The organism is Pseudomonas rhizosphaerae (genome assembly GCF_000761155.1).
Taxonomy (GTDB): Bacteria; Pseudomonadota; Gammaproteobacteria; order Pseudomonadales; family Pseudomonadaceae; genus Aquipseudomonas; species Aquipseudomonas rhizosphaerae.
Genome location: NZ_CP009533.1, coordinates 4,308,252 through 4,334,779, shown reverse-complemented (window position 1 = coordinate 4,334,779; position 26,528 = coordinate 4,308,252). Strand labels below are relative to the sequence as shown.

General features: G+C 64.6%; 27 protein-coding genes. 11 read left to right on the top strand and 16 right to left on the bottom strand.

The features are described from left to right. The first annotated feature begins 25 nt into the window (after positions 1 to 25). Positions 26 to 1,747 carry an FAD-dependent oxidoreductase gene (locus LT40_RS19200; RefSeq protein ID WP_043192759.1) on the top strand — a complete coding sequence of 574 codons (1,722 nt, stop codon included), beginning with the start codon at positions 26 to 28 and terminating at the stop codon, positions 1,745 to 1,747. 24 nt (positions 1,748 to 1,771) lie between these two features. Then, the gene (locus tag LT40_RS19195) at positions 1,772 to 2,596 is read left to right on the top strand and encodes an aldo/keto reductase (protein ID WP_043192758.1); all 825 of its coding nucleotides are present in this window, start codon (positions 1,772 to 1,774) and stop codon (positions 2,594 to 2,596) included. 109 nt (positions 2,597 to 2,705) lie between these two features. On the opposite strand, the gene pcaG is transcribed toward LT40_RS19195, so the two are convergent. Both pcaG and pcaH read right to left on the bottom strand, forming a co-directional pair. Continuing rightward, the gene (pcaG, locus tag LT40_RS19190; protein ID WP_043192757.1) at positions 2,706 to 3,311 is read right to left on the bottom strand and encodes a protocatechuate 3,4-dioxygenase subunit alpha; all 606 of its coding nucleotides are present in this window, start codon (positions 3,309 to 3,311) and stop codon (positions 2,706 to 2,708) included. Positions 3,312 to 3,321: 10 nt separating this feature from the next. Next, positions 3,322 to 4,041 (bottom strand): protocatechuate 3,4-dioxygenase subunit beta, encoded by a 720-nt coding sequence (gene pcaH, locus LT40_RS19185; RefSeq protein ID WP_043192756.1) that lies wholly within the window; start codon positions 4,039 to 4,041, stop codon positions 3,322 to 3,324. Positions 4,042 to 4,181: 140 nt separating this feature from the next. Here pcaH and ypfJ point away from each other — a divergent pair, with 140 nt between their 5' ends. Continuing rightward, on the top strand, positions 4,182 to 5,069 hold the full coding sequence (gene ypfJ / locus LT40_RS19180) for a KPN_02809 family neutral zinc metallopeptidase (protein WP_043192754.1): 888 nt from the start codon (positions 4,182 to 4,184) through the stop codon (positions 5,067 to 5,069). Between the two features lie 58 nt (positions 5,070 to 5,127). Here the strand turns inward: ypfJ and LT40_RS19175 are convergent, their stop codons facing one another. From LT40_RS19175 to LT40_RS19160, 4 genes are all read right to left on the bottom strand, one after another. Further along, on the bottom strand, positions 5,128 to 5,715 hold the full coding sequence (locus LT40_RS19175; protein WP_043192753.1) for an HAD family hydrolase: 588 nt from the start codon (positions 5,713 to 5,715) through the stop codon (positions 5,128 to 5,130). Next, positions 5,712 to 6,581, bottom strand: a complete 870-nt coding sequence (gene tesB / locus LT40_RS19170; protein ID WP_043192752.1) for an acyl-CoA thioesterase II — start codon at positions 6,579 to 6,581, stop codon at positions 5,712 to 5,714. The genes LT40_RS19175 and tesB overlap by 4 nt, the downstream gene beginning before the upstream one ends. A 127-nt stretch (positions 6,582 to 6,708) precedes the next feature. Next, the gene (locus LT40_RS19165; RefSeq protein WP_043192751.1) at positions 6,709 to 7,269 is read right to left on the bottom strand and encodes a GNAT family N-acetyltransferase; all 561 of its coding nucleotides are present in this window, start codon (positions 7,267 to 7,269) and stop codon (positions 6,709 to 6,711) included. Positions 7,270 to 7,439: 170 nt separating this feature from the next. Beyond that, positions 7,440 to 8,105 (bottom strand): GntR family transcriptional regulator, encoded by a 666-nt coding sequence (locus tag LT40_RS19160; protein ID WP_043192750.1) that lies wholly within the window; start codon positions 8,103 to 8,105, stop codon positions 7,440 to 7,442. Between the two features lie 269 nt (positions 8,106 to 8,374). Between LT40_RS19160 and LT40_RS19155 the strand changes: the two genes are divergently transcribed. From LT40_RS19155 to LT40_RS19125, 7 genes are all read left to right on the top strand, one after another. Then, positions 8,375 to 9,607 (top strand): NRAMP family divalent metal transporter, encoded by a 1,233-nt coding sequence (locus LT40_RS19155; protein WP_043193840.1) that lies wholly within the window; start codon positions 8,375 to 8,377, stop codon positions 9,605 to 9,607. 26 nt (positions 9,608 to 9,633) lie between these two features. Next, positions 9,634 to 10,404, top strand: a complete 771-nt coding sequence (locus tag LT40_RS19150) for a LamB/YcsF family protein (protein ID WP_043192749.1) — start codon at positions 9,634 to 9,636, stop codon at positions 10,402 to 10,404. Beyond that, positions 10,401 to 11,207, top strand: coding sequence for a putative hydro-lyase (locus LT40_RS19145; protein WP_043192748.1), 807 nt, complete (start codon positions 10,401 to 10,403; stop codon positions 11,205 to 11,207). The genes LT40_RS19150 and LT40_RS19145 overlap by 4 nt, the downstream gene beginning before the upstream one ends. Before the next feature lie 9 nt (positions 11,208 to 11,216). Then, complete coding sequence (locus tag LT40_RS19140) at positions 11,217 to 12,836, top strand: 5-oxoprolinase subunit B/C family protein (protein ID WP_043192746.1); 1,620 nt, start codon at positions 11,217 to 11,219, stop codon at positions 12,834 to 12,836. Next, on the top strand, positions 12,833 to 14,572 hold the full coding sequence (locus tag LT40_RS19135) for an acetyl/propionyl/methylcrotonyl-CoA carboxylase subunit alpha (protein WP_043192744.1): 1,740 nt from the start codon (positions 12,833 to 12,835) through the stop codon (positions 14,570 to 14,572). The genes LT40_RS19140 and LT40_RS19135 overlap by 4 nt, the downstream gene beginning before the upstream one ends. A gap of 154 nt (positions 14,573 to 14,726) precedes the next feature. Beyond that, positions 14,727 to 15,641, top strand: coding sequence for a LysO family transporter (locus LT40_RS19130; RefSeq protein ID WP_043192743.1), 915 nt, complete (start codon positions 14,727 to 14,729; stop codon positions 15,639 to 15,641). A gap of 338 nt (positions 15,642 to 15,979) precedes the next feature. Further along, the gene (locus tag LT40_RS19125) at positions 15,980 to 17,206 is read left to right on the top strand and encodes a TIGR03862 family flavoprotein (protein ID WP_043192741.1); all 1,227 of its coding nucleotides are present in this window, start codon (positions 15,980 to 15,982) and stop codon (positions 17,204 to 17,206) included. 123 nt (positions 17,207 to 17,329) lie between these two features. On the opposite strand, the gene LT40_RS19120 is transcribed toward LT40_RS19125, so the two are convergent. From LT40_RS19120 to LT40_RS19100, 5 genes are all read right to left on the bottom strand, one after another. Beyond that, entirely contained in the window at positions 17,330 to 18,664 is a 1,335-nt protein-coding gene (locus LT40_RS19120; protein WP_043192739.1) for an RNA helicase RhlE1, read from the bottom strand. A 51-nt stretch (positions 18,665 to 18,715) separates the two neighbouring features. Next, the gene (yedA, locus tag LT40_RS19115; protein ID WP_043192738.1) at positions 18,716 to 19,603 is read right to left on the bottom strand and encodes a drug/metabolite exporter YedA; all 888 of its coding nucleotides are present in this window, start codon (positions 19,601 to 19,603) and stop codon (positions 18,716 to 18,718) included. A 90-nt stretch (positions 19,604 to 19,693) separates the two neighbouring features. Continuing rightward, the gene (locus tag LT40_RS19110) at positions 19,694 to 20,305 is read right to left on the bottom strand and encodes a 3'-5' exonuclease (protein ID WP_043192736.1); all 612 of its coding nucleotides are present in this window, start codon (positions 20,303 to 20,305) and stop codon (positions 19,694 to 19,696) included. A gap of 12 nt (positions 20,306 to 20,317) precedes the next feature. Further along, positions 20,318 to 20,797: a LabA-like NYN domain-containing protein gene (locus LT40_RS19105; RefSeq protein ID WP_043192734.1), complete on the bottom strand. Its 480-nt coding sequence runs from the start codon at positions 20,795 to 20,797 to the stop codon at positions 20,318 to 20,320. A gap of 373 nt (positions 20,798 to 21,170) precedes the next feature. Next, positions 21,171 to 21,887 carry a DUF2076 domain-containing protein gene (locus LT40_RS19100; protein ID WP_043192731.1) on the bottom strand — a complete coding sequence of 239 codons (717 nt, stop codon included), beginning with the start codon at positions 21,885 to 21,887 and terminating at the stop codon, positions 21,171 to 21,173. Positions 21,888 to 22,108: 221 nt separating this feature from the next. Here LT40_RS19100 and LT40_RS19095 point away from each other — a divergent pair, with 221 nt between their 5' ends. After that, positions 22,109 to 22,762, top strand: a complete 654-nt coding sequence (locus LT40_RS19095) for a YciC family protein (protein ID WP_043192728.1) — start codon at positions 22,109 to 22,111, stop codon at positions 22,760 to 22,762. A 13-nt stretch (positions 22,763 to 22,775) separates the two neighbouring features. On the opposite strand, the gene rutF is transcribed toward LT40_RS19095, so the two are convergent. Genes rutF through rutA form a run of 5 tightly spaced genes read right to left on the bottom strand, consistent with a single transcriptional unit; the run spans position 22,776 to position 26,307 of the window. Next, positions 22,776 to 23,291, bottom strand: a complete 516-nt coding sequence (gene rutF, locus LT40_RS19090) for an NADH-dependent FMN reductase RutF (RefSeq protein ID WP_043192726.1) — start codon at positions 23,289 to 23,291, stop codon at positions 22,776 to 22,778. Then, a complete protein-coding gene (gene rutD, locus LT40_RS19085) occupies positions 23,288 to 24,070 on the bottom strand; it encodes a pyrimidine utilization protein D (protein WP_043192725.1) in 783 nt (260 codons plus the stop codon). The genes rutF and rutD overlap by 4 nt, the downstream gene beginning before the upstream one ends. A 20-nt stretch (positions 24,071 to 24,090) precedes the next feature. Next, positions 24,091 to 24,474, bottom strand: a complete 384-nt coding sequence (rutC, locus tag LT40_RS19080; protein ID WP_043192724.1) for a pyrimidine utilization protein C — start codon at positions 24,472 to 24,474, stop codon at positions 24,091 to 24,093. 10 nt (positions 24,475 to 24,484) lie between these two features. Then, entirely contained in the window at positions 24,485 to 25,225 is a 741-nt protein-coding gene (rutB, locus tag LT40_RS19075; protein ID WP_043192723.1) for a pyrimidine utilization protein B, read from the bottom strand. Next, positions 25,225 to 26,307 (bottom strand): pyrimidine utilization protein A, encoded by a 1,083-nt coding sequence (rutA, locus tag LT40_RS19070; protein WP_043192722.1) that lies wholly within the window; start codon positions 26,305 to 26,307, stop codon positions 25,225 to 25,227. Before rutA ends, rutB begins: the two co-directional genes overlap by 1 nt. Positions 26,308 to 26,528: the final 221 nt, after the last annotated feature.

The following is a 26,528-nucleotide window of genomic DNA, read 5'->3' as shown; positions in this document are numbered from 1 at the left end:
CACCTGCTTCTTGGAGATTCATCCCATGCCTGCGCCCGACTGCGTGACGACCCCGGTGGAGTGCGACGTGCTGGTGATCGGCTCGGGAGCAGCGGGCCTGGCCACTGCCGTCACCGCCGCCTACCACGGGCTGCGCGTGATCGTGGTGGAAAAGGACAGCACCTTCGGCGGCGCAACCGCCTGGTCGGGTGGCTGGATGTGGGTACCGCGCAATCCGCTGGCACGGCGCGCCGGCATCGACGAGGATCCAGCCCTGCCGCGCACCTACCTGCAACATGAACTGGGAGTGCACTTCGATCCGGCGCGGGTCGACGCCTTCCTTGAAGCCGCCCCGCAGATGGTCGCGTTCTTCGAGGAACACACTAGTCTGCAATTTGCCGATGGCAATGGCATCGCCGACATCCATGGCGATACGCCGGGCGCCGGTAGCGGTGGCCGTTCGGTCATCGCTGCGCCCTACGACGCACGCCAACTGGACAAAGAGCTGCTCAAGCGCCTGCGCACAACGATGCGCGAAACCTCCTTTCTGGGCATGCCGATCATGGCAGGGGCCGACCTGAACGCCTTCCTTACGCTGACCCGGTCATGGCGTTCGCTGCTGCACGTCAGCCAGCGAGTGGGCCGGCATCTGTTCGACCTGGCCTGGCACGGACGCGCCATGCAACTGCGTAACGGTGTGGCACTGGTGGCGCGGCTGGCCAAGTCGGCCGACGACCTGGGCGTACGGCTGTGGGAGTCGACACCAGTTCGACGGCTGTCGATGCAAGGTTCGCAGGTCTGCGGTGCCGTGGTCGAGACGGCCAAGGGCGAGGTCGTGATCAATGCCCGCAAGGCCGTGATGCTGGCCACGGGCGGTTTTGCCAACGATATCGAACGGCGCCGGGCACTCTTCCCACGAACGCCCACCGGCCATGAGCATCTGGCCCTGCCACCGCAGGGCGTCGAAGGCGACGGCCTGCGCCTGGGGGAAGCCGTCGGCGGTGAAGTGGCCACCGAGCTGGCCTCGGCCGCGGCCTGGTGCCCGGTCTCGCGCGTGCCCTACCCCGATGGCAGCGTCGGCCATTTCCCGCACATCATCGAACGCGCCAAGCCCGGCATCATCGGCGTGCTGGCCAACGGCAAGCGCTTCGTCAACGAAGCGGACGGCTACTACGATTACGTCAAGGCGATGGTCAAGCATTCGCCCGGCAGCGAAGTCGCCTCCTGGCTGATCTGCAGTCATCGCTTCCAGCGCCGCTACGGACTGGGCATCTCGCGGCCCTTTCCCCTGCCGATCAAACCGCATCTGGACAGCGGCTACCTGAAAGTCGGCAACACCCTGGAAGCGCTGGCCGGCGCCTGCGGCATCGACCCGCAAGGCCTGCGCCGCGCGGTGGACGACTTCAATCGGCACGCGCGGCTGGGGCAGGACCCGGCATTCGGCCGCGGCGGCAGCGTCTACAACCGCAAGCAGGGTGATGCCTTGCACCAACCCAATCCGTGCGTGGCGCCGATCGAACAGGGGCCCTTCTATGCGGTCAAGGTTGAAGCAGGCAGCTTCGGCACCTTCGCCGGGCTCAAGACCAATGAGCACGCACAGGTGCTCGATCGCCAGGGCCTGCCGATTGCCGGGCTGTACGCCGCCGGCAGCGACATGGCCAGCATCATGGGTGGCCATTACCCGGCCGGGGGCATCAACCTGGGCCCTGCCGCTACCTTCGGCTACATTGCCGCGCGCCACATGGCCGGAGCGACACACGACGAATAACCGCCAGCAGAGAAGGAGATCGACATGCAACTCATCACCAACGCCCAGCAGCTGAAGATGCCGAAACTGGGCCTGGGCACCTGGCCTATGCTCGACGGGGAATGCACCTCGGCCGTGATCCAGGCCCTGGAACTGGGCTATCGGCACATCGATACCGCTGCCGGCTACAACAACGAAGCCGCCGTGGGCCGCGGCTTGACCGAATCCGGCGTGCCGCGCGGCGACATTCATGTCACCAGCAAGGTCTGGTGGGACAAGCTGGCGCCCGACGCCATGCGCGAATCGTTCCAGAACACCTTGAATGCGCTGCAAAGCGACTATATCGACCTGTTCCTGATTCACTGGCCCGGCCAGGAGGGCTGGGACGTGAAAGCAGCCATCGACACTTTGGTGTCGTTCAAGCAGGACGGCCGTGCGCTGAACATCGGCGTGGCCAACTTTCCCCTGCCGCTGCTGCGCCATGTGGTCGAGGATCTGAATGCGCCGTTGGCGGCCATCCAGGTGGAATACCACGTCACTCTGGGCCAGAGCGCCCTGCTCGACTACGCTCGCCAGCACGACATGGCGCTGACTGCCTACAGCCCGCTGGTCCGCAACAAGGTGTCGCAGATTCCCGAGCTGCAGGCGATTGCCAAAAAGCACGGCGTACTGCCGACCCAGGTGGCGTTGAAGTGGTTGCTGGATCAGGACAATGTCGCCGCGATCCCGAAGGCGGCCAGCAAGGCCAACCAGCAGAGCAACCTGGATGCGCTGAAGGTGCAGTTGGACGATGAAGATCGCCGGATCATTGCGACGTTGCCCAAGGATCAGCGGTTGGTCAGCCCGGATTTTGCGCCTGAGTGGGATTGAGGTAGGGCTATAGACCGTGGTGCAGCCTTCGCGGCCACCGACCGCTCCTACATGATGTCAATGTGTAGGAGCGGTCGGTGGCCGCGAAGGGAGCACCGCGGTCTTCCAATCAGAAATCGAAAAACACCGTCTCCCCTTCCCCCTGAATGCGCATATCGAAGCGATACGCCACCTTGCCATCCACCTCGCAGCGAGTCGCCACCAGCGTCTCGCGCCGCGCCGGCTGTTCGATCAGGTTCAGCACCGGGTCCTTGGCATTGGCTTCGGCTTCGTCGCTGAAATACAGCCGCGTGTGCAGGTGAATGTTCACCCCTCGGGCGAACAGGCTGATGTTGATGTGCGGCGCCATCGGCACACCGGCGGCGTTGTTCACCACGCCGGGCTTGATCGTCTGCACGGTCCATTCACCGGCGTCGAAGGTGGTGGCGGTACGGCCGAAGCTGTTGAAGGGTTTGTCCTGGTCGAAATCGATGTGGTAGTGGCCCTGGTCGTCGGCCTGCCACAGTTCCAGAAACGAGTCGCGCACCAGGTGGCCATTGCCGTCGTAGACGTTGCCCAGCAGCAGGATGTGCTCACCCGGCGCTTCGGGCTTGGCCATTTCATTCCAGATTTCATGCTCGCGCGGCTCGATGCCCGCAGCGGCCAACGCCAGGCCGATGTGAACATAGGGGCCGGCCGTCTGTGACGGGGTTTCTTTGAGCAGTTCGATAGGCATGTCGGTTCCCTCAGCGGTTTTCGAAGTGAGTCTTGCGCTGGCCGCGCAGCACGATGTCGAAACGGTAGGCCAGGCAATCCATCGGATTGGCGTTGGCCATGTCCAGCCTGGCGATCAGGCTCTGCACCGCCTCGGGGTCGTTGATCGACTTGACGATGGGGCACATTGGGATCAACGGGTCGCCTTCGAAATACAGCTGGGTGATTAACTTGGTGGCAATCGACGGGCCACTGATGGAGAAGTGCACGTGGGCCGGGCGCCAGTCGTTCGGCCCGTTGCGCCATGGGTACGGACCGGGCTTGATGGTGCGGAAACTGTAGTAACCCTCACTGTCGGTCAGGGTACGGCCGACGCCGCCGAAGTTGGGGTCCAGGGGCGCCAGGTAGCGGTCGTTCTTGTGCCGGTAACGGCCACCGGCGTTGGCCTGCCACATTTCCACCAAGGTATTGGGAATGGGCTTGCCGAACTGGTCGCAGACGCGGCCGGCCAGGATGATCCGCTCGCCGATCGGCAAGCCGCCATGGTTGTAGTTGAGCAGCAGGTCGTTGTCGAACTCGCCGAACTTGAGGTGGGCGAAGTTGGGGCCGGTGCTTTCACTGGCCGACTGCGGGATGCTCACCAGCGCCTGGCGCGGCGAGCGCATGGTCGAGGTCTTGTAGTCCGGCGTCAGGGCCTTGGGGTGCCAATTGCGATCACGGATGATGAAGCGACTGCTGTCCTGGGAAGACATGCCGTTCTCCTGTTATTCGATTTATGGAAAACCTTTTCAGGCTTCGTACTAGTCTCAAGGAAATGCCCCACAACGAATATTGAAAAACACGGTCACAGGCATACCCGAATGGTTATGCATGAAACGAACGAGGATTTGCCATGTTATGGAAGAAAGGCCGACGCAGCGATAATGTCGTGGATGCCCGCGGTGACGGTGGCGGCAGTGGCGGCGGCGGGATGCGCATGGGCGGCAAGGGCCTGAGCCTGACCGCGGTGGTGCTGATCGTTGGCTTCGGCCTGCTGACCGGCCAGGACCCCATGCAGATCCTGGGCGAACTGACCGGCCAGGGCCAGCAGGCGGCGCCGGTGGACACCAGCCAACGCAAGGCGCCACCGGCCAATGACGAGCAGGCCGAATTCGTCAGCACGGTACTGGGCGACACCGAGGACACCTGGAAGCAGATCTTCCAGCAAGGCGGGCAGACCTACAAGGAGCCGAAACTGGTGCTGTTCAGCGGCCAGGTGCAGTCGGCCTGCGGCCACGCCACGGCGGCCAGCGGACCGTTCTACTGCCCGGCCGACCAGCAGGTGTACCTGGACATGGCGTTCTTCCGTGAAATGTCGCAGCGTTTCGGCGCCGCAGGTGATTTCGCCCAGGCCTATGTGATCGCTCACGAAGTAGGCCACCACGTACAGACCCTGTTGGGCGTGTCGGACCAGGTCCAGAAAGCGCGCCAGAGTGGCCAGCGCATGGAAGGCGCCAATGGCTTGCTGGTGCGTCAGGAACTGCAGGCCGACTGCTTCGCCGGGGTTTGGGCGTTCAACGGGCAGAAGCGCCTGAACTGGCTGGAGCCGGGGGACATTGAAGAAGCCCTGAACGCGGCCAACGCCATCGGTGACGACCGCCTGCAACAGCAGGGTCAGGGCCGTGTGGTGCCGGATTCGTTCACCCACGGCACCTCGGCGCAGCGCGTGCGCTGGTTCAAGGCAGGGTTTGCCCAGGGCCAGATCGACCAGTGCGATACGTTCGGCGCCAAGAGCCTCTGATTTCAGAGCCTCTGAACGTATTGCCGACCGCCACCCGCCAACGCGGGTGGCGAGCGATTCAGATCAGTTTGCGCAGGTCCGTGCAATCCGGCGCGTGCCAGTCCGCCAGCTCCGGCCAGAGGTTCTCCGGCTGGTTCACCAGCACCGTGGCGGTACCGGCCGCTCGGCCTGCCTGCAAATCCATTTGATGATCGCCCACCATGACCATGTCCGGATGGCGCACGTGCCAGGCACCGGCCAAGTGCAGCAGACCGGCCGGGTCGGGCTTGTGCGCGGCTTCGTCGCGGCCCAGCACGTCGTTCGGCTGGAAACAGTCGGCAATGCCGATTGCTTGCAGGCTGATGTGTGCCAGCTCTCGCGCATTGCGGGTGAGAATTCCCAGGCGATGACCACGACCGGCCAGTTCACGCACCAGCTCCACCGCTCCAGGCGCCGCCGTCGAGGCCACGGCTAGGGCACGCTCGTGTTCGAGCAACCAGGCGTGCTTGGCTTTCGACTCGTGGGCCGGCAAGGCAGCCAGGTGGCTGAGGATGTCGGCCTCGGGCGGAATCTCCAGATGGCGGCGGATGGCGGCGAAGTCGTGCACGGCTACGGTCAGGGTGCCGTCCAGATCGAACACCCAGTGACGAACATGGGCCAGGCTCATGACCAGTCCTGCCGATGACGGATCAGACCTTCCTGGGCCGAGGATGCCACCAACTGGCCGGCGCGGTTGTACACGCTGCCGCGGGCAAAGCCCCGCGCATTGCCCGCCCAGGGGCTGTCCAGCGCATATAGCAGCCAGTCGTCAGCCACCAGGTTGCCGTGGAACCACAGCGAGTGGTCGAGGCTGGCGATCTGCATGTCGGGGTGCCACACCGATTTGCCATGGGGCAACAGCGAGGTGGTCAGCAGGTTGAAGTCGGAGGCGTAGGCCATGACGTATTTGTGCAAGGCCGGGGTCTGCGCCAAGGCACCGTCGGCGCGAAACCAGATGTACTTGATCGGGTCGGTCGGTGACGGGTTGTACGGGTCACGCTCGGCCACCGGACGCATCTCGATGGGCTTGGCGCACAGCAGTTTGTCGCGCATGTGCGCAGGGATCAGATGGGCGACCTGCTGCATCAGCTCAAGCTCGGTGGGCAGGTTTTCCGGACCGACCACGTCGGGCATCGCGCTCTGGTGGGCGAAGCCCTCTTCGTCATACTGGAACGAGGTGGTGCCGGTGAAGATGGGCTGGCCCTTCTGCACCGCCGTAACCCGGCGGGTGCTGAAGCTGCCCCCGTCACGCACCCTGTCGACCATGTACACCACGGGTAATTGCGCATCGCCGGGGCGCAGGAAGTAGCCATGCAACGAATGCACGTGGCGATCGGGCTCGACCGTCTGGCTGGCGGCCGACAACGACTGGCCGAGCACCTGGCCGCCGAACAGCTGCCGAAAGCCCAGATCCTGGCTGCGACCGCGGAACAGGTTTTCTTCAATGGGTTCCAGGCTCAGCAGCTCGACCAGATCGTCCAACACATGGCTCATTCAAAATTCCTCGGCACAGGCAGTACCCACATAGGCAGGACCAAATGGGCGCAATGATAGCGGACACCTGTAGGAGCGGTCATCGGCCGCGAAAAGGCAACGCGCCCTTCGCGGCCACTGGCCGCTCCTACCGGTTATGCTGCCACTGGTCCTTGGTGATGCGGTACAGCATGTGCCGCTGCAACTCGTGCCCTGGCAGGTTGGGGTGGTCGAAGTCGCCGTCGAGGTCGCGCAGCATGCCGATGGATTGCATCACCTTTTCCGACGACACGTTCGCCACCGCAGTGAACGCCACGATCTCCTCCAGCCCCAGCCTGTCGAAGGCACACGCCAGGCAGGTCCAGGCCGCTTCGCTGGCGAAACCCAGGCCCCAGTGCTCGTAGGCCAGGCGCCAGCCGATCTCGGTGGCCGGGGCGAAAGGCGCATCGAACCCCACCTGCCCCAAACCGGTGAAGCCAATGAACTGCCCGCTGTCCTTGCGCTCCAGCGCCCACAGGCCGTAGCCCAGTTCGGCGAAATGACCGCGTGCGCGACCGATCACTTCGGCGCTCTGCAAGCGCCCCAGGGTTTCGGGAAAGTAACGCATGACCCGCGGATCGGCGCACAGGTCGGCGAACGCGGGCAAATCGCTGTCACGCCACTGACGCAGGATCAGTCGCGCACTTTCAAGTTGGAGGATGCCACTCATTGCTGATTGATTCCTTGTCGATACCCGCTTGCCCCGGTTCGATTGCCACCTCGCAAGCGCCTTCCCGATCATTTCGAACGCGGGGTGACAAGGGAGTTTTCACGGCAAGACCAACGGCGTATCCAGCCATCGCGAGCGGAATCGCCATGACGCGATCATCGACCTTGAGGCTATCGCCGGGTGCTGCGCTCGTATGCCGCGAGCACGGTGCGTTCCGAGCGCACCAGGTACGCTTCAAGCAACTGCGTGGCCTCCTCGGCACGCCCCTCTTCCAGGCAGTGCAGGATGGAGCCGTTCATGTCCAGGTAGGGCATGTGCAGAAACCGCGGGTCATCGAGCAGGCCGAACGCCAGTCGCAACTCGGCCGAGATCTGCGCGTAGAACGCCTCCAACCGGGGGCTGTCGGCCAACTCCACCACCGCCTTGTGGAACATCATGTTGGCCGTGCCCACGGCTTTCCAGTCCTTCGCCTCGCTGGCTTGCTGGCCCATGGCGACCGCTTCGCGCATGCGCAGGGTGCCGGGGTGCAACGGATAGCCCTGGGCAAGGGCCTGGCACTCGATGAAGCGACGGACCCGGTAGATGTCGATGATCGAGGCCATGTCCGGCACCGCCACGGTCACCCCGCGGTTCGGCTCGTGCTTGAGCAAACCTTCACGGGTCAGGCCCCTGAAGGCCTCGCGCAAGGTGTTGCGCGAGATCTGCAGGGTTTCCGCCAGCGCGGCCTCTGACAAGCGCTGGCCGGGGACCAACTCGCCTTCCACCAGCATTCTGCGAATCTCCTGGGTGATGGATTCACCCAGCGAACGAGGGGGGCACAGCGAGGTGTCGTTCATGTTCGGTCCTGGTGGAAAAGAGTCCCGGCGATGTTCCATCACAGGCCGGTCTCAGGCAAGACCCACGCGGCCTCGGTGCATCATTAAGTAACAGCGGGACCCAGAAACGTTACAAAGTGGTGCACATTGTGGGTCATATCTGTATTTATTGTTGAACAATCCAAGCCATGCAGATCAACACTCTCGGCCTGTTATCCCGGCGTTGGCATGTTGATTGCTCTACCACCTGCATCCCCCATCGCAGGAACGATGCCGTGACACACACAGCCGTGACACAGACCGCCAAGGATTTCACTAAGGCGCGTCGCTCTTCCCTGATTGCCGCGATCTTCATGATGGCCACCTCGGCCATCGGCCCAGGCTTCATCACCCAGACCGCAACCTTCACGGCCAAGATGGGCGCGGCGTTCGCGTTCGGCATCCTGGCTTCGATCCTCATCGACTTCGTGGTCCAGCTCAATATCTGGCGGATCGTCACACTGACGCGCATGCGCGCGGCGGATGTGGCCAACAAAGCGATCCCCGGCAGCGGCTACCTGCTGGCGGTACTGGTGATTTTCGGCGGCGTGGTGTTCAACGTCGGCAACATTGCCGGCGCCGGGCTGGGCCTGAATGCGCTGATGGGGCTGGACCCCAAATGGGGCGGTGCCCTGAGTGCACTGCTGGCCATCGGCATCTTCATGTCGCGCCGTGCTGGCCTGGCGGTCGACCGGATGATCGTCGTGCTGGGCCTGGTGATGATTGGCATGACCCTGTTCGTTGCCTTCGCCTCCAACCCTCCACTGGGCCAGGCGCTGTACCAGACCGTACTGCCCGACACAGTGGATTTCGCCATCATCACCACCATCGTCGGTGGCACGGTGGGTGGCTACATCACCTATGCCGGGGCGCACCGCCTTCTGGACCGTGGCACCACCGGGATTGAAAACCTCCAGGCCGTGAACAAGGCAGCCTTGAGCGGCATCATGGTCACCGGCCTGATGCGCTACATCTTGTTTCTCGCCATCCTTGGCGTGGTCGCCAGCGGCGTGGCCATCGACACCTCGGGCCAGGGTGCCAACCCTGCGGCGCAGGCCTTCCAGGCAACCGCCGGACAGTTTGGCCTGCGCATCTTCGGTCTGATTCTCTGGGCCGCCGCGATCACCAGCGTGATCGGTGCCGCCTATACGTCCATTTCCTTCATCACAGTGTTCTCGCCTGACATCACCGAGCGAGCGCGCAACCATGCCACCACCGTATTCATCGCGGTGTCGCTGCTCATTTACGTGCTGATGGGCACCGCCCCTGCTGCGCTGCTGCTGTTCGCGGGCGGCTTCAATGGTTTGATCCTGCCCATCGGTTTGAGCATCTTCATCTATGTGGGCTGGCGCCGGTCCGACCTCATGGGCGGCTACCATTACCCGCGCTGGTTGCTAGTGCTGGGTGCGCTGACCTGCTTGCTGACCTGGTACATGGCAATCAAATCCATCGGGCCGATCTTCGCCTTCCTGAAGATCGTTTGAGGCCCCGCGCCAAAGGAGCTCTTGCAATGCCAACGATAGATATCAACAGCGACCTGGGTGAAAGCTTCGGCGCCTGGAGCATGGGCGACGATGACGCCATGCTCGACATCGTGACCAGCGCCAATGTCGCCTGCGGCTTCCATGCGGGCGATCCGGCCGGCATCCTGCGCACCCTCAAGGCGGCTGCGGCCAGGCAGGTCAGCATCGGCGCCCATGTGTCCTACCCGGACAAGGTCGGTTTCGGTCGGCGCAACATGGACGTGGCCAGCGACGAGCTGACCGCCGACGTTATCTACCAGATCGGCGCGCTGCAGGGTCTGGCCCAGGCCGCGGGCACCTGCGTCAGCTACGTCAAGCCCCATGGCGCCCTGTACAACACCATCGCCCACGATCGCCGCCAGGCGCTGGCCGTGATCGCCGCGATCCGCGTGGTCGACCCTGGCCTGGTACTGGTGGCCCTGGCCGGTTCGAGCCTGATCGAACTGGCCCGTGAAGAAGGCCTGACGTGCGTCGCCGAAGCCTTCGCCGATCGCGCCTACACGCCTGAAGGCACCTTGGTGTCGCGTCGCGAGCCCGGTGCCGTGCTGCACGATCCGCAACTGATCGGCCAACGCATGCTGCGCCTGGTCGAGGAAGGCACCCTTGAGGCCATCGACGGCAGCATCACCCGCATCCAGGCCGACTCCATTTGCGTGCACGGCGACAGCCCGGCCGCCGTGGCCATGGCCCGCGAACTGCGGCGCGTGCTGGAGCAGGCGAACATGCAACTGCAGCCGTTTGCCGGAGGCCGACCATGAGCGCACTCGAACGCGCGGCGAAGAGCGCCATCGAAGCCGCTCGGGCAGCCCGCGCCGACTACCGCGGCGGGCGGGTGGCGCCTTCCGCCGGCATCGCCCCAGGCATGACCCAGGCCAACCTGATCGCCCTGCCCCGCGACTGGGCCTATGATTTTCTGCTGTACGCCCAGCGCAATCCAAAAGCCTGCCCCATTCTCGACGTCACCGATGCCGGCAGCCCGCACACCGTACTGGCCGAGGGCGCAGACCTGCGCACCGACCTGCCCCTGTACCGTGTCTGGCGCAACGGCCAATTGGTCGAAGAAGTCAGCGACGCCCGCCACGCCTGGGCCGAGCACGACGACATGGTGACCTTTCTCATCGGTTGCAGCTTCACCTTCGAAACCGCGCTGCAGGAAGCGGGCATCGAAGTCCGGCACATCGCCGATGGCAGCAACGTGCCGATGTACCTGAGCAACCGTGCCTGCCGCCCTGCCGGGCGGCTGCGCGGTGACATGGTGGTGTCCATGCGCCCTATCCGCGCCGACCGGGTGGCGGAAGCCTGCACCATCACCGCCCGCTATCCCTCGGTGCATGGCGCGCCGGTGCACGTGGGCGATCCGGCGCTGCTGGGCATCGCCGATCTGGCCCGTCCCGACTTCGGCGACGCCGTGCGCATCGAACCGGGCGAAGTACCGGTGTTCTGGGCCTGTGGTGTCACGCCCCAGGCAGCGGTCATGGCCTCGGGAGTGCCGTTCGCCATCACCCATTCGCCGGGCCATATGTTCATCACTGACGTGCCAGACAGCACGTACCACGTCTAGGAGATTGCCGTGCGTTTTCTACCGGTCAACCTGGACACCCTGCTGGTCGAGCTCGACGACCTCGAGCAGACCCTGGCTCTGTTCGATGCCTTGAGCGCCGAACCGATCGCCGGCGTGGAAGAAATCATTCCGGCCGCGCGGACGCTGCTGATCCAGTTCCGTCCCAGCGCCATCACTCGCCAGGCGCTGGTCGATCAACTGGCCCGGCGCGATGCCAGCCAGCGCCGTGCCGTCGAGCAGCGGCGGGTGGAGATCCCGGTGCACTACAACGGCGAGGACCTCGACGAGGTGGCCGCGCTGTTGCAGATCAGCCGTGAGGAAGTGATAGGCCGCCACACCGCCCACGACTACAGCGTCGCCTTTTGTGGCTTCGCCCCTGGCTTCGGCTACCTGACCGGCGGTGCCGGATTCCAGGTGCCGCGCCGGAAGACACCGCGCACGCGCATCCCTGCGGGTGCCGTGGCGCTGGCAGGTGAATTCAGTGGCATCTACCCCAAGGCCAGCCCCGGTGGCTGGCAGATCATCGGCGTTACGCCTTTGCAGATGTGGGACCTGGAGCGCGCCGAACCGGCGCTGTTGCGGCCCGGTTACAAGGTGCGTTTCGTCGATGCCGGGCCTCTGCCTGCAAGCGGCCTGCCCGCACCGGCTGTGCCCGCCGCGGCCTTGCCGCCGAGCGGTGCGTACCTGAAGATTCTCAGCCCCGGCCTGCACAGCGTACTGCAGGACACTGGGCGCATCGGCCAGACCGGCCAGGGCGTGTCCCGCTCCGGCGCGCTGGACCTGGGCGCCCTGCGCGCCGCCAACCGCGCAGTCGGCAACCGCTCGGACATGGCCTGCGTGGAAACCGTGCTCGGCGGCCTGCGCTTCACCTGCCATGGCCACGCGGTGATCGCCGTCACCGGCGCACAGACCCCGGTCACCCTCACCAGCGCCAGTGGCCTGCAATGGCCTGTGGACAACTATCGGCCCATCGAGCTGGCGCCGGGCGACACCATCACCCTGGGCGCGCCCAGCGCCGGGCTGCGCAGCTACCTGGCGATCCGCGGGGGGTTCGACGTGGCGCCGGTGCTCGGCAGCCTGTCGACCGACACCCTGGCCCAGGTCGGCCCGCCCGCCCTGGCCACCGGCGACCACTTGGGGTTCACGCCGCCAACGGGCGGCACCAGCGTATCGCTCAGTGAAGCCCCTGCGTTCGTTCTGCCGAAAACCGCCGACACCGTCACCCTGGATGTGTTGATGGGCCCGCGCAGCGACTGGTTCAGCGCCGACGCCATCGAGCGCCTGAGCAGCCAGCCGTGGCAGGTCACCGCACAGTCCAACCGCGTCGGCATTCGCCTGGCCGGTGAAACGCCGCTGGAGCGTAGCAATCACCAGGAACTGCCCAGCGAAGGCACCGCCGTGGGCGCGATCCAGGTGCCCGCCAGCGGCCAGCCCGTGCTATTCCTCGCCGACCACCCGCTGACCGGCGGCTACCCGGTGATTGCCGTGGTCGCCAACTATCATCTCGATCTGGCAGGACAGATACCGGTCAACGCCTGGATTCGCTTCAACCCGGTGGCCCCCTTCGAAGAAATAGACGCCACCGTGCCAGCCCCCTCTTCACCTGCCGATGTGGAAAGACTTCCATGAAAAAGCTCCTGATTGCCAACCGCGGCGAGATCGCCGTGCGCATCGCCCGTGCCTGCCGCGACCACGGCGTGCAGTGCGTGGCGGTGTATGCCGATGCCGACATCGACGCCTTGCACGTGCGCCACGCCGACGAAGCCTATGGGCTCGACGGCCAGCGACCTGCCGAAACCTACCTGAACATCGAGAAGTTGCTGGCCGTGGCCAAGCGCAGCGGCGCCGATGCCGTGCACCCCGGCTATGGCTTCCTCTCGGAGCGGGCCGATTTCGCCCGCGCGGTCATCGAGGCCGGGCTGATCTGGGTCGGCCCCAACCCCGAGACCATCGACGTGTTGGGCGACAAGGTCGAAGCCCGCAAGATCGCCCAGGCCGTGGGTGCACCTCTGGTGGCCGGTACGCCGGGGCCGGTGGAAAGCGCCGAGGAGGTGCTGGCCTTCGCCGAGCAGCACGGCCTGCCGATCGCCATCAAGGCCGCGTTCGGCGGTGGCGGACGCGGCATGAAAGTCGCCTGGCGTCTGGACGAAGTGACGGAGCTGTTCGCCTCGGCGGTACGCGAGGCCGAGGCCGCCTTCGGCCGCGGTGAATGCTACGTCGAACAGTTTCTCGACCGCCCGCGGCACATCGAAGCGCAGATCCTGGCCGACCAGCACGGCCAGGTCGTGGTCGTGGGCACGCGCGACTGCTCCCTACAACGCCGCAACCAGAAGCTGGTGGAAGAGGCGCCCGCGCCGTTCATCAGTGAACAGCAGCGCGAGCGTATCCACCAGGCAGCCCGCGACATCTGCGCCAAGGCCGGGTACGTCGGTGCCGGTACGGTCGAGTTCCTGCTCAGCCAGGATGGCACCCTGTCGTTCCTGGAGGTGAACACGCGCCTGCAGGTCGAACACCCGGTCACCGAAGAAACCACTGGCGTGGACCTGGTGATCGAGCAACTGCGGATCGCCGACGGCTTGCCGCTGTCGTTCACCGAAACGCCCGTGCCGCGAGGCCACAGCTTCGAATTCCGCATCAACGCCGAAGACCCGGGCAAGGGCTTCCTGCCCACACCCGGCCAGATCGGTGAGTTCCTTCCGCCATTCGGCCCCGGCGTGCGCCTGGACAGCGGTGTGGTCAGCGGGTCGAGCGTGCCCAGCCACTTCGACTCGATGATGGCCAAGCTCATCGTCACCGGCGCCACCCGTGAGCAGGCCATTGCCCGCGCCCGACGCGCCTTGGCCGAGTTTCACATCAAAGGCATCGCCTCGGTGCTGCCGTTTCATCGCGCCGTGATGGATCACGCGGATTTCACCGCCCCCGAGCGCTTCGCCGTGCACACGCGCTGGATCGAAACCGACTTCGCCGAATCCATCACCCTGGCGCCGCGGGCTGAACCGGTGGCCGACGCGGACATCCTGCGCACCTTCGTCGAGATCGACGGCAAGCGCCACGCGCTTGGTCTACCTGCTGCATTGCTGCGTGGCATGAGCCTGGACGCGGCACCCGCTGCCCAGGCACAAGCTTCGGCTGCGGCAGAGGTGGACGCCCAGGCGCTGCTTACTCCAGTGGCGGGTAACCTGCACACCTGGGTAGTGGAAGACGGTGCCGACGTTTCCAGCGGGCAGGTGGTGGCCGTGGTGGAAGCGATGAAGATGGAAACCTCGGTGCTGGCGCCCTGTGCAGGTCGCGTGCAGATTGGCCAGCAAGCCGGTGACTACTTCGAGGCAGGCGCCCTGATCGGGCGTATCCAGACCGACGACTGAGCGATGGCTGCCGGTCCGACGGCAGCAGGCGGCACCGGGTCCTGGCCCGGGTGCCGCGACATGGAAAAAGCCCAGCCAGACGGGTCGCGCATCTGGAATAATGCCGGCCTTCGGCACACAGGCACTCCATGGATTTTCGACAAGGCTTGCGACAATGCTCTCGATAGTAGCTTCACTCCTGCCCATCCTGCTGGCACTGGCCGGCGGCTGGGTGCTGGCAATCTTCATCAGCCCCGAACTGCGCCGGCGCCTGGTGAAGCTGATCACCCCGTTCATCTGGCTGCTGCTGTTCTCCATCGGCTACGAATTCGGCAACGTCCTGGGCGCCCTGAACTCGGCGCGTGAATCGGCGCTCACCGCACTGGTCTTCGCCCTGCTCACGACCGCCGTGCCGTGGTTGCTGCTGTCGTGGGGTGCCAATGCCACCGTGGTACGCCCGACGTCGGACCGCCAAGGGCTGGCAGGCATCATCCCGCCGCTCAAGGAATGCCTGATCGCCCTGCTGGCCCTGGCCCTGGGCGTTGGCATGTATCACCTGTGGGGCGCGGCCGACGGCTCGGGGTTTGGCTGGCCTTCGACCAGCTACTTCCTCTATGTACTGATCGTGCTGGTCGGGCTGGACCTCTACGGGGTCAGGCCCGACCCGTCGTGGTACTCGCTGCGCACCTTGAAGATTCCCGCCATGGTGGTGATCGGTTCGCTGCTCGGCGGCCTGCTGGCGGCTTGGGCCACCGGCCAGCCGTTGGCTATCTCCCTGGCGCTGTCCAGTGGCTTCGGCTGGTTCACCCTGTCCGGAGTGATGGTGGGCCATCATGCCGGTGAAGCGTTCGGCGCCATGGCCCTGTTGACCGACCTGTTTCGCGAGATCCTCGCCATCGGTTTGCTGTACAGCCTGGGTGCCCGGCGACCCTTGCAATGCATCGCCGCGGGCGGCGCCACGTCGCTGGATTCGACTTTGCCGATCGTCAAGCAGAAGTGCCCGCCCGAATTGCTGCCCGTGGCGCTGGTCAGCGGGTTTCTGTTGACCGTGATCGGACCTTTGCTGATGGTGTTTTTCCTGACCGTGTGAGTTATGCACATCGCGGCAGCCAGTGGATAAGTTACACACATTGGCTGTGCAACCGCCTGTGGATAATCTGCGCATAAGCGGCTGACGGCCCGCGTAGCCGGGGGTTTGCGCGATGCGATCATTTTTTGATCAGCTTTGCAGGCCGTTTTTGCACACATTACGCGAGTTACTCACATCCCCTGTGCAGCCGCATGTGGATAACCTGCGCAAAACAGGCTACAGGCGGCATGCAGCAAGGCTTTCAGAGCGTCGATCAAATTTTGATCAGTGGCACGCGTGAATACAGGACCGGAACGGGCCGTGTAGAATTCGCCCTCTTTCTCTGTCGATCCGTTTCCATGCACTCTTCTTCCACTCGCGTTGCCGTGATCGGCGGCGGCCCGGCGGGCCTGATGGCCGCCGAAGTGCTGAGCCTGGCCGGCGTGGCTGTCGACGTCTACGACGGCATGCCCTCGGTGGGCCGCAAATTCCTGCTCGCTGGCGTCGGTGGCATGAACATCACCCATTCCGAGCCCCAGCCCGCCTTCGTCGCTCGCTACGCCGAACGCGCGCAAGCAGTGGGGGAATGGCTGGCTCCATTCGATGGCCCACGGCTGCGCGAATGGATTCACGGGCTGGGCATCCAGACTTTCGTCGGCACCTCCGGGCGGGTGTTTCCCACCGACATGAAGGCTGCACCGCTGCTGCGTGCCTGGCTCAAGCGCCTGCGTGAGGCCGGTGTAGTTATCCACACCCGGCACCGCTGGCTGGGATGGAACGATGATGGCAGCTTGCGCATCAGCGGTCCGGAAGGCGAATGGGCTGTGCAGCCCGCTGCCACAGTGCTGGCGTTGGGTGGTGCCAGTTGGGCGCGGCTGGGTTCCGACGGCGCCTGGGTGCCGTGGCTGCAAGGGCGCGGTGTACCGATCAAGCCGCTGCAACCCTCCAACTGCGGCTTCGAGGTCCCGGGCTGGAGCGCGGTGTTGCAGGAGAAATTCGCCGGTGCACCGCTGAAGAACGTCGCCCTCGGGCTGGCTGGCGAGCCGTTGCGCACTGGCGAGTTCGTGCTGACTGAAACCGGTGTGGAAGGCAGCCTGGTGTATGCACTGTCAGCCGGGATTCGCGAGGCGATCAACCGCACGGGAAAAGCGACCGTGTATCTCGACCTGCTGCCGGATCGGCCTGTGGATAAAGTCCGTGCGGCGTTGCACAAACCACGGGGATCCAAGTCCATGGCCCGGCACCTGCAGGGGCAACTGGGCCTGGAAGGCGTGAAAGCCGGTCTGCTGCGTGAACTGACCGATGCGCCGACCTTCGCCGACCTCGATGCACTGACCCTGGCGATCAAGGCGTTGCCGTTGACACTAGTTCGTGCCAGGCCGCTGGATGAAGCGATCAGTACAGCGGGCGGGGTGGACTTGCAGGGGCTGGATCGGCAACTGATGCTTAAAGATGTGCCGGGTACGTTCTGTGCGGGTGAAATGCTGGACTGGGAAGCGCCAACCGGGGGCTATCTGCTGACGGCCTGTTTCGCCAGCGGGCGGCGGGCGGCGCATGGCGTTCTGGAGTGGTTGGCGCGGGAATAGTGTTTGCCTCAGGGGCCTCTTCGCGGGCAGAGCCCGCTCCCACATAGTCCGGCGCAACCCTGTGGGATCGGGGCGGGCGGCGAGCCCTCTGCCCGCGAAGAGGCCCTCAAGCCCCCCACATACTCAAGGCTTACGCTTGCGCGGCCCTGTATTGAACACCGGCACCTTGCGCACCGGCTTGACCACAGGAGTCGCATCCACCGGTGAATCACCGCTGTCGACCCACTTACCCAGGTTCTTCTTGCTACCGCTGACCTTGGGCTTCTTCGGTTTTTTCGGCTTCTTCACCACCTGACCGCTGGCATCGGTGTCCGGCACTCGGTGGTCAGGCACGAAGTCCGGTTCGTCGACGCGCTTCAACGTCTGCCGGGTCAGTGTCTCAATGGCCGACAGCAACTGCACTTCGTCGGCGCAGACCAGCGAGATCGCTTCCCCCGTGGCCCCCGCCCGGCCGGTACGGCCGATGCGATGAATGTAGTCTTCGGCCACGATCGGCAGGTCGAAGTTGACCACCAGGGGCAAATCGTCGATGTCCAGCCCGCGCGCGGCGACATCGGTGGCCACCAGGATCTGCACCTCTGAAGCCTTGAAGCGATCCAGCGCACGCTGGCGCGTGGCCTGGGGCTTGTCGCCGTGGATGCCGTCGGCGTTGATGCCCAGACCCTGCAGCTTCTCGACCAGCGCGTCCACGCCGTTACGAGTCTTGGCGAACACCAGCACCTGCTTCCAGCGCTGCTTCTTCAGCAGATGGCAGAACAGCTCCGCCTTGCGCTTCTTGTCCACCGGGACGATCCACTGCTGCACCGAGCTGGCGGCGACGTTGCGCGGGCTGACTTCGATGCTCAGCGGGTCGTTGAGCATCTGCCCGGCAAGCAGGCGGATGGAATCGGAAAAGGTCGCCGAGAACAGCAAGGTCTGGCGCTTCTTCGGTAGGGCCGCGTAGATATCCCGCAGCTCCTCGGAAAAGCCCAGGTCGAGCATGCGGTCGGCCTCGTCCAGCACCAGGGTCTGCAACTGGGAGAACTTGACCGCGTTCTGTCGGTACAGATCGAGCAGGCGCCCCGGTGTGGCGACCAGCAGATCGACGCCCTTGCGCAGTTTCATCATCTGCGGATTGATGCTCACGCCGCCGTACACCGCATAGGTGCTCAACGGCAGGTGCTCGCCGTACTCGACGATATTGGCGTGAACCTGCTCGGCCAGCTCGCGCGTGGGGCACAGCACCAGGGCACGCACCGAGTTGCTTGCCACCTTGGGCCCTTCCATGGCCAGCAACTGCAGCAACGGCAAGGCAAAACCGGCGGTCTTGCCAGTGCCGGTCTGGGCGGCGGCCATCAGGTCGCGACCCGCCAGCACTGCGGGAATGGCCTGCGCCTGCACCGGGGTCGGCGTCTGGTAGCCAAGCGTTTCAAGGGCGCGTTGCAGGGGTTCGATCAGGCCAAGGGTGGCGAATGTCATGGGTCTACCGTCAGAAGATGTTTCGCAATGGCCGGCAGTTTACCTTGTTGGCTAGGCTTTCGCCTTGCGCCATTGCGGCACGCCGATCAACACCACCGCGCCGATGATCACCGCCATGGCCACGCATTCCTCGACGCCGATGTGCTCGCCGGCGAACAGGATGCCCAGCAGTACGGCTACCGCCGGGTTGACGTAGGCATAGCTGGTGGCCGCCGCCGGGCGCACATGCTTGAGCAGGTACATGTAGGCACTGAAGGCCAGGATCGAGCCGAAGCACACAAGGTAGGCCAGCGCGCCCCAGCCCGCAGGCGTGGGCCATTGCTGCATGCGCTCGCCCGAGATCAGGCTGCCCAGCAGCAGCACCGCGCCGCCGATGAGCATTTCCGCCGCCGCAGCCATGGCGCCCTGGGGCAAGGGCAGGCTGCGGCTCCAGACCGAGCCGAAGGCCCAGGCGGCCGCGGCGAAGATCAGCAGCGCTGCGCCCAACGGGCTCGCCTGCAGGTTTGAGCCCAGGTTGAGCAGGCCGATACCGACCAACCCCAGAACGATGCCGGCCCACTCCAGGCGGGTGTTGCGCTGGCCGCGGAACAGACCGAAGAACAGGGTGAACAACGGCACGGTGGCCACAGCCAGCGCCGCGACGCCAGACGATACGCCCGCATGTTCGGCGACCGTCACGCCGCCGTTGCCGCAACTGAGCAACAGGATCCCCACGCACCCGGCCGCGCGCCACTGCGGCCAGGTCGGGTTGGGCGCGCCACGCAGGCGCAGGAAGGCATAGAGAATCGTCCCAGCGATGAGAAAGCGCACCCCGGCCATCAGCAACGGCGGCCACGACTCGACACCGATACGAATGAACAGGTAGGTCGAACCCCAGACGAAGTACAGGGCCAGAAAGGCGCCGATGAGCAACAAGGGGAAACGGGATTGGGCAGGCATTTCAAAGGTCGTCCATGGTGTGTTTTTATTCTTTCCTGGTGTAACCGGGGCAAGCGGCGAGCCCTCTGCTCGCGAAGAGGCCCTCCCGCTCTACCCCAACCGATGCTTCTGCAACGCCTCGCGCATCTTCGCCATTGGCACTTTCTGCAACTTGCAGAACAACCCGTGGGACACCTCGGCCAGCCCGTGCCGTTCGCGCAGCTCCAGCGCCAGGTGCTGGGTCAGGTTGGCGGCCATCTCGGCATCGGCCATGGCCCGGTGAGCCTGGCCGGTGTGCGGCAGTTTCGCCCACTGGGTCAAGGTGCCCAGCTTGTGATTCGGTGCGCCGGGGAACAGGCGCCGGGCCATCAGCATCGAGCAGGCAAAGCTCTGCACCCGCTCGCGGCGCAGCAGGCTCAGCTCGTGATCCCAGAACTTCTGGTCGAAAGAGGCGTTGTGCGCCAGCAACGGCGTGCTGCCAACGAACTCGGCCACTTCGGCCATGACCTCGGCCGCCGGCGGCGCCTTGCGCACCATGGCCGTGGTGATGCCGGTCAGGCTGGCAACGAAGCCAGGCACGGGCAGGCCGGCGTTCATCAGGCTCTGATAGCGCCCGACGATTTCGCCGCGCTCAAGCATGACCACGGCGATTTCCGTGGCGCGGCAACCCATGTTCGGCGAGATGCCGGTGGTTTCGAAGTCGATGACAGCAATGCGTTCCAAAGCGGTGAAACCTCAATTCTTCAGCAGCAACGCACCTTCGATGGGCACGTAGCGGGTGGCGGCGCGGATCAGTGAGTTGGCGGTCAGGCCGGGCACTCCATAGGCCACGGCCTCGACGCCATGCTTGCCGATGATGCGGTCGAGCAGCAGGTCGAAGTCGCCATCGCCCGAGGCGAGCACGATCTCGTCGACGTGATCGGCGGCGTCCATGATATCGATGGTGATGCCCACATCCCAGTCGCCCTTGGCCGAGCCGTCGCTGCGCTGGATGTAGGGCTTGAGTTTGACCGTGAAGCCGAGGTTGCGCAGGATCTGCTGGAACTGCTGCTGCTTGCTGTCGCCACGGTCGATGGCGTAGGCATAGGCCTCGACGATCTGCCCGCGCTGGCCGATGTCGGCCCACAGTGCGGCATAGTTGAAATGACAGCCGTAGGCCTGGCGCACGGTGTAGTAAAGGTTCTGTACATCGGCGAACACCGCGATCTTCTTCACCGCACTTCCTCGTCGCGCTGGGCGCCTGAGCTTCTGGAGAGCCAGTATGCCAGTGTTGGGGCGAGGATGGGTTGTCAGTGCCGGCCTCTTCGCGGGCAGAGACCCGCTCCCACAGGGTTGTGCCATGTGTGAGGGGGGTGACTATGCCGGCCTCTTCGCGGGCAGAGGGCTCGCCGCCCGCCCCGCTCCCACAATTTGTGGTGTCCTGTAAGGAGGGGTGTCAGTGCCGGCTTCTTCGCGGGCAGAGACCCGCTCCCACAGAGTTATGCCAGCCTTTGTGGGAGCGGGCTCTGCCCGCGAAGAGGCCATAAGCTCCACCGCACAATGTAAAGGCAGGACGGCGAGCCCTCTGCCCGCGAATGGCCCTCAGGCCTTACACAAAATCATCATCGTCGGAAAAGAAGCCACTGTCGCCGCTGCTGTCATAACCGGCATCCGCCAACCCGCCCTGGTCGTTCCAGCTGTCATTGCTCACCTGCTGGGCGTCACCGCTGTCGTTCCAGCCACCGCTGTCGCTGGCCTGGGCCGGTTCTTCCTTGATCACCTCGACGATCTCCTGCGGGTTGTCGTGGTGAAACAGGCTGCTGATGCCCTGCGCCAGCATCACACCGCCGGCAACACCGGCAGCCGTCTGCAACGCGCCCCGCATGAAGCCGCCACCTGCTGGCGCCTGAGCACCCGGGGCAGCATAGTTCTGCTGTGGTGGCGGCTGGTACGCCGGCGCCTGGCGGGCCGGTTCGCGCCAGCCGTTGCCCTGTGGCTGCAGCGCCCGCGCCGGTTGCTGCGCGTCGCGGTTGCCGCCGCCGAAAATGCTCGACAGAAAACCACCACCGCCCTGCTGCGCTGGAGCAGGTTGACTGCGCGCCTGTTGCAACTCGGTCTGCAACTGCTGGTTCTGCTCGCTCAAGCGCTTGATCGCCGCTTCCTGGACCAGGATCGCCTGGGCCATGTAATAGGGCGCGGCGGGCTGGGCGGAGACATGCCCTTTGATGCGCTCGTCGGCCTGCACATCGCGCGCACTGCCCTCTTTTTCGGCCTGCTGGAGGCGGGTGAACAGACCGTCGATCAGGCTTTGTTCATCAGTGTTCATGGCGACCTCGTTCGATTGCCCACAAGAATGGGGATGCCGGCGCACAACGCGTCGGTTCTGCATCAATGATGGGGCTGGTGCCCCGTCTTTCAATGACCGGCCGCGATTAAAATTTGTTCACCCGTGCCCGCCGCCACATTCCACGACGCGCCGAGCGGGTGTTGAAAAGCGCCACCATCGGCTAAAGTGTCGACCTGCTTTTTGACCTGTGACCCGGCCCCATGAACCCGCTGATCGTATTGCGCGACTCGTTCTATTTCTTCCGCATCAACCTGTGGGCGATCATTCGCCTGTGCCTGCCACTGGTGGTCTGCGAGACCCTGGTACGCGAACTGGTGACCCAGGCCAGCAGCGCCGACGTCACGGTCATGTACGACGTCGCCGTGGGCCTGCTGTTCTATCCGTTGTACACCGCGGCGCTGATCCTGTTCCTCGATGCCCGCACCGATGGCTATGAACCCCAGGGCCGGCACCTGCTCAGCCAGGCCCTGCACCTGTGGCCGCGCTTCGCCCTCATGGCGGCCATCAGCACCCTGCTGATCATGTTCGGCATGTGGTTGTTCGTGTTGCCGGGGCTGTACCTGATGATCAAGCTGTCGTTCGCCGAATACCTGCTGGTACTGCGCAACCTCACCCCGCTGCAGGCCATGCGCGAAAGCTTCGACATGACCAAGGGCAAGTTCTGGCCCATCCTGTTCACCCTGCTGTCGATCATGATCCCACTGTGGCTGCTCGACGGCCTCAGTGCCATGGCCTGGAGCGACGCCCAGCCCACGCCGGTGCGGCTGCTGGTCGACAGCGTCAACAGCTTTCTGCAGTTGCTGCCCACCGTCGTGCTGTTCCGCCTGTTCATGCTGATGAGCAAGCCTGACTGACTGACCGCGCCACTCACACGCTGGCTTGAGTACCCGCCAGTTCGTGGTAGCGGCGAGCGAAATAGACCAGCACATCGGCTTCGTTCTGCTGGCGAATGTCCAGCACCTCGCAGATGAGAATGTCGTGGGTGCCGACGCTGGTGCTGCTGGTGATCCGGCAATCGAAGGACAGCTTGGCACCCTCCAGAATCGGCGCGCCGGTCACCCCCTGGCTCCAGTGACCCGTTGCAAAGCGCTCCTCTTGAGCAGTCTTGCCGCCGAAGGCGTTGGACAGGGCTTGCTGGCCATTGCCCAGGGTGTTCACGCACACCATGCCGTTGCCTGTGAAAGACTCGTACACCGAAGCCCCGCGATTGATGCACACCAGCAGCGTCGGTGGCTGATCGGTCACGCTGCACACCGCCGTGGCGGTGAATCCCGCCCGCCCGTGGGGGCCGTCGGTGGTGATCACGTTCACCGCAGCGGCTAGCCCTGCCATGGCATCGCGGAAGGCTTGACGCTCGACGGGAATCGAATGGGGCACGTTCATAGTGAGAGTCCTTGAAAGTAGTCCAGCACAGCGTGATGAAAGGGTTGTGGGTCGCTGACGCTCGAGGCGTGTCCGCCGTATTCGAGCACCACCAATTTGGCGTTGGGCAAGTGCTCGGCCAAGTGCCGGGAACGCTGCCAGGGCACCAGCATGTCGTCACGGTTGGCGATCACCAGCGCAGGCGTGTCGATGCCCGCCAGGCGCGATTCGATGTCGAAGGTTTCCAGCGCGTTGATCCGCCGCAGCAGATTGTCATGGCTGGGGAAATGCGCCAGCGCATGGGCCTCGTCTGCGGCCAGGCGCGCACCGTTGCTGGCAATCCAGTCGGCCGGGTACAGGAACAACGCCTGCGCCTGCACGTAGGCCTCGGCGCCACTGTTACGCAACAGGTTCTTGCGCACGGCAAAACAGCGCGCACTGTGTGGATTGGGGCTGCTCCAGGCATTGATCAGCACCAGGCTGCTCAAGCGCTGGGGCTGCAGCGCGGCCAGCGCCAATCCAACCAGGCCACCGAGGGCATGGCCCATGAAATGGCAGCGCTCGATCCCGAGTTCGTCGAGTAGCCCCAGCAGTTCTTCGGCCATATGCTCGATGCTGTAGCCCTCGGGCAATTGCGCAGGGCTGCGTCCGGTGCCGGCATGATCGTAGGTCACGACGCGAAAATGCTCGCCGAGCGCCGCCAGGTCGCCGGCCCAGAACCCGGCCGAACCGCCGAGCCCCGAACTCAGTACCAGGGTGGGTGCGTCGGCATCCAGCCGACCGTGTAGGGCGTGGTACATGCAAACCTCCGCAGTGAGTGTCAGCCGATGTGCGCAATGCTGGCGATTTCGATCAGCGCGTCAGGTTTGACCAAGCCGCACTGGATGCAATAGCGCGCAGGCTTCTCGCCGGCGAAGTACTCGGCGTACACCTCGTTGACCTGGGCGTAGTCGGCCCAGTCACGGATCATGATCATGTTGAAGGTCACGTCATCCAAGGTGCCGCCGGCCGCTTCGACCACGCCCTTGATGATCTCCAGCACATGGCGGGTCTGCGCCGTCGCGTCGCCCACGTGCACCACATTGTTGTCCTTGTCGAATGGCAACGTGCCCGACACGTACAGCACGCCATCGGCCATGGAACCCGGAACGAAAGGGGCCAGGGGCTTGCCGGTGCCGGCTGGGATAATCGATCGTTTGCTCATCTGTGCATCCTCAGGAAACAGCCCCGACAGGGGCGAAGGTGGTGCAGAAGTCGTCGACGCTGGAGACCCAGCCGAAGAAGGTTTCGATGTTGAACAGCGCTGCCTGCTGCGCGAACGCCGGCCCGGCCTGGTGGGTGGCGTCCGCCAGCACCACGCCGAAATACTCCAGATGGAAACCGTCGCGCAGGGTCGACTCCACGCAGACATTGGTGGCGATGCCGGTGAACACCAGGTTGCGGATGCCGCGAGCGCGCAGGGTGCTGTCGAACGTGGAGTTGAAGAACGCGCTGTAGCGGGTTTTCGGGACCACGATATCGCCGGGCTGGGGCTTGAGCTGATCGACCAGGGCATAGTCCCAACCGCCCTTGGCCAGCAGCTGGCCTTGCAACTCGGGGCGCTTGCGCATGGTTTTCAGGGCATTGGACTTGTGCCAGTTGGGGGAGCCGGGCCCGCCCGCCTCGACGTAGTCGGCATCCCAGCCGTTCTGCAGGAAGATCACCGAAATACCTGCCGCGCGCGCTGCCACGAGGGCTTTCTCGATGGCCGCGATCACCGGGCCTGTGCTCGATACATCGAAGCCGGCCAGGTCCAGGTAGCCGCCCAAAGTGGCGTACGCGTTCTGCATGTCGACCACCACCAGCGCGGTTTCGCTGGCCTTCATGCGCAGGGCTTCGGGGCGGGCGGGAAGTTCACGGGCGGGGTGCGCGTCCTGCGGCAGGGACACACCGGCGACGTTCACGGGCAAATTCATCATACGGCCTCCAAAGTGGGCATCACGTGCTGGCGGCTGCTCATCAGCGGCTGGATCTTGCGGCCGAAGTCTTCGATGCCTTGCACGAAATCATCGAACGTCAGCATCACGCCCTGGGTGCCCGGCACGCTGGCGACTTCGTCGAGCATGCGCGCCACGCTGGCCCAGGAACCGACCAGGGTGCCCATGTTGATGTTGACCGCCGAGGTAGGGTCTGCCATCTGCCGCAGGTTGGAGCTTGCGCCCTTGTCTGCCGAGCCCTTCTCGCCCAGCCAGGCGATGGCTTCCTGATCGGCGCCGGCCTTGATGTGCTCCCAGCGCGCGCGGGCGGCTTCGTCGGTGTCGGCGGCGATGATCATGAACAGCACGCAGGAGGTCACGTGGCGCCCGGTCTTCTTGTTGGCTTCGAGCAGCGCCTGGGCCGTGGGCGCGAACGCGGTCGGGGTGTTCACGCCTTTGCCGAAGCAGAAGTTGTAGTCGGCGTACTGCGCCGAGAAGGCCATGCCCGCCTCGCTCTGGCCGGCGCAGATGAGCTTCATGTCGGCCTGCGGACGCGGGCTGACACGGCAGTCCTGCATGGTGAAATGTTCACCCTTGAAATCGCTGCGCCCGGTGCTCCACAGGTCGCGCAGTACCTGCGCGTATTCGCCCAGGTACTGATAGCGGGTGCCGAAGAATTCATCGCCGGGCCACAGGCCCATCTGCTCGTACTCCGGTTTCTGCCAGCCGGTCACCAGGTTGACCCCGAAGCGGCCGTTGGAAATCGAGTCGATGGTCGCCGCCATGCGCGCGGTGATGGCAGGTGGAATGGTCAGCGTGGCGACCGTGGCGAACAACTGGATCTTGCTGGTGACGGCGGCAAGGCCGGCCATCAGCGTGAAGGATTCCATGTTGTGTTCCCAGAATTCCGTCTTGCCGCCGAAGCCACGCAACTTGATCATCGACAGCGCGAAGTCGAAGCCGTAGTGCTCGGCCTTCTGCACGATCTGCTTGTTCAATTCGAAGGTGGGCAAGTACTGCGGCGCGTTTTCGGAAATCAGCCAGCCGTTGTTGCCAATAGGAGTGAAAACACCGATATCCATGTGGTTCCCTTTCTGAGTGATGATCGTTACGCACCGGACAGGTTGCGCATGAAAGACACTTAGCAGGGATCAGGCCATGTTTGGTTAACGCTTTACTTTCAACAGGTTGCAAACAACATGCATGATTTGTCGGACCAACTGGTCCGAAGTAGAGCACTTGGTTTGTGCGATTTTCCGCGTCGTGGTGCAAAACGATGCACAACGTCCCCGTGCCTGTATCG

Bases quoted from the DNA above. Each gene is read 5' to 3' on its own strand.
- LT40_RS19200 (WP_043192759.1), top strand. From the start codon at position 26: ATGCCTGCGCCCGACTGCGTGACGACCCCGGTGGAGTGCGACGTGCTG.
- LT40_RS19195 (WP_043192758.1), top strand. From the start codon at position 1,772: ATGCAACTCATCACCAACGCCCAGCAGCTGAAGATGCCGAAACTGGGC.
- pcaG (WP_043192757.1), bottom strand. From the start codon at position 3,311: ATGCCTATCGAACTGCTCAAAGAAACCCCGTCACAGACGGCCGGCCCC.
- pcaH (WP_043192756.1), bottom strand. From the start codon at position 4,041: ATGTCTTCCCAGGACAGCAGTCGCTTCATCATCCGTGATCGCAATTGG.
- ypfJ (WP_043192754.1), top strand. From the start codon at position 4,182: ATGTTATGGAAGAAAGGCCGACGCAGCGATAATGTCGTGGATGCCCGC.
- LT40_RS19175 (WP_043192753.1), bottom strand. From the start codon at position 5,715: ATGAGCCTGGCCCATGTTCGTCACTGGGTGTTCGATCTGGACGGCACC.
- tesB (WP_043192752.1), bottom strand. From the start codon at position 6,581: ATGAGCCATGTGTTGGACGATCTGGTCGAGCTGCTGAGCCTGGAACCC.
- LT40_RS19165 (WP_043192751.1), bottom strand. From the start codon at position 7,269: ATGAGTGGCATCCTCCAACTTGAAAGTGCGCGACTGATCCTGCGTCAG.
- LT40_RS19160 (WP_043192750.1), bottom strand. From the start codon at position 8,105: ATGAACGACACCTCGCTGTGCCCCCCTCGTTCGCTGGGTGAATCCATC.
- LT40_RS19150 (WP_043192749.1), top strand. From the start codon at position 9,634: ATGCCAACGATAGATATCAACAGCGACCTGGGTGAAAGCTTCGGCGCC.
- LT40_RS19145 (WP_043192748.1), top strand. From the start codon at position 10,401: ATGAGCGCACTCGAACGCGCGGCGAAGAGCGCCATCGAAGCCGCTCGG.
- LT40_RS19135 (WP_043192744.1), top strand. From the start codon at position 12,833: ATGAAAAAGCTCCTGATTGCCAACCGCGGCGAGATCGCCGTGCGCATC.
- LT40_RS19130 (WP_043192743.1), top strand. From the start codon at position 14,727: ATGCTCTCGATAGTAGCTTCACTCCTGCCCATCCTGCTGGCACTGGCC.
- LT40_RS19125 (WP_043192741.1), top strand. From the start codon at position 15,980: ATGCACTCTTCTTCCACTCGCGTTGCCGTGATCGGCGGCGGCCCGGCG.
- LT40_RS19120 (WP_043192739.1), bottom strand. From the start codon at position 18,664: ATGACATTCGCCACCCTTGGCCTGATCGAACCCCTGCAACGCGCCCTT.
- yedA (WP_043192738.1), bottom strand. From the start codon at position 19,603: ATGCCTGCCCAATCCCGTTTCCCCTTGTTGCTCATCGGCGCCTTTCTG.
- LT40_RS19100 (WP_043192731.1), bottom strand. From the start codon at position 21,887: ATGAACACTGATGAACAAAGCCTGATCGACGGTCTGTTCACCCGCCTC.
- LT40_RS19095 (WP_043192728.1), top strand. From the start codon at position 22,109: ATGAACCCGCTGATCGTATTGCGCGACTCGTTCTATTTCTTCCGCATC.
- rutF (WP_043192726.1), bottom strand. From the start codon at position 23,291: ATGAACGTGCCCCATTCGATTCCCGTCGAGCGTCAAGCCTTCCGCGAT.
- rutD (WP_043192725.1), bottom strand. From the start codon at position 24,070: ATGTACCACGCCCTACACGGTCGGCTGGATGCCGACGCACCCACCCTG.
- rutC (WP_043192724.1), bottom strand. From the start codon at position 24,474: ATGAGCAAACGATCGATTATCCCAGCCGGCACCGGCAAGCCCCTGGCC.
- rutB (WP_043192723.1), bottom strand. From the start codon at position 25,225: ATGAATTTGCCCGTGAACGTCGCCGGTGTGTCCCTGCCGCAGGACGCG.
- rutA (WP_043192722.1), bottom strand. From the start codon at position 26,307: ATGGATATCGGTGTTTTCACTCCTATTGGCAACAACGGCTGGCTGATT.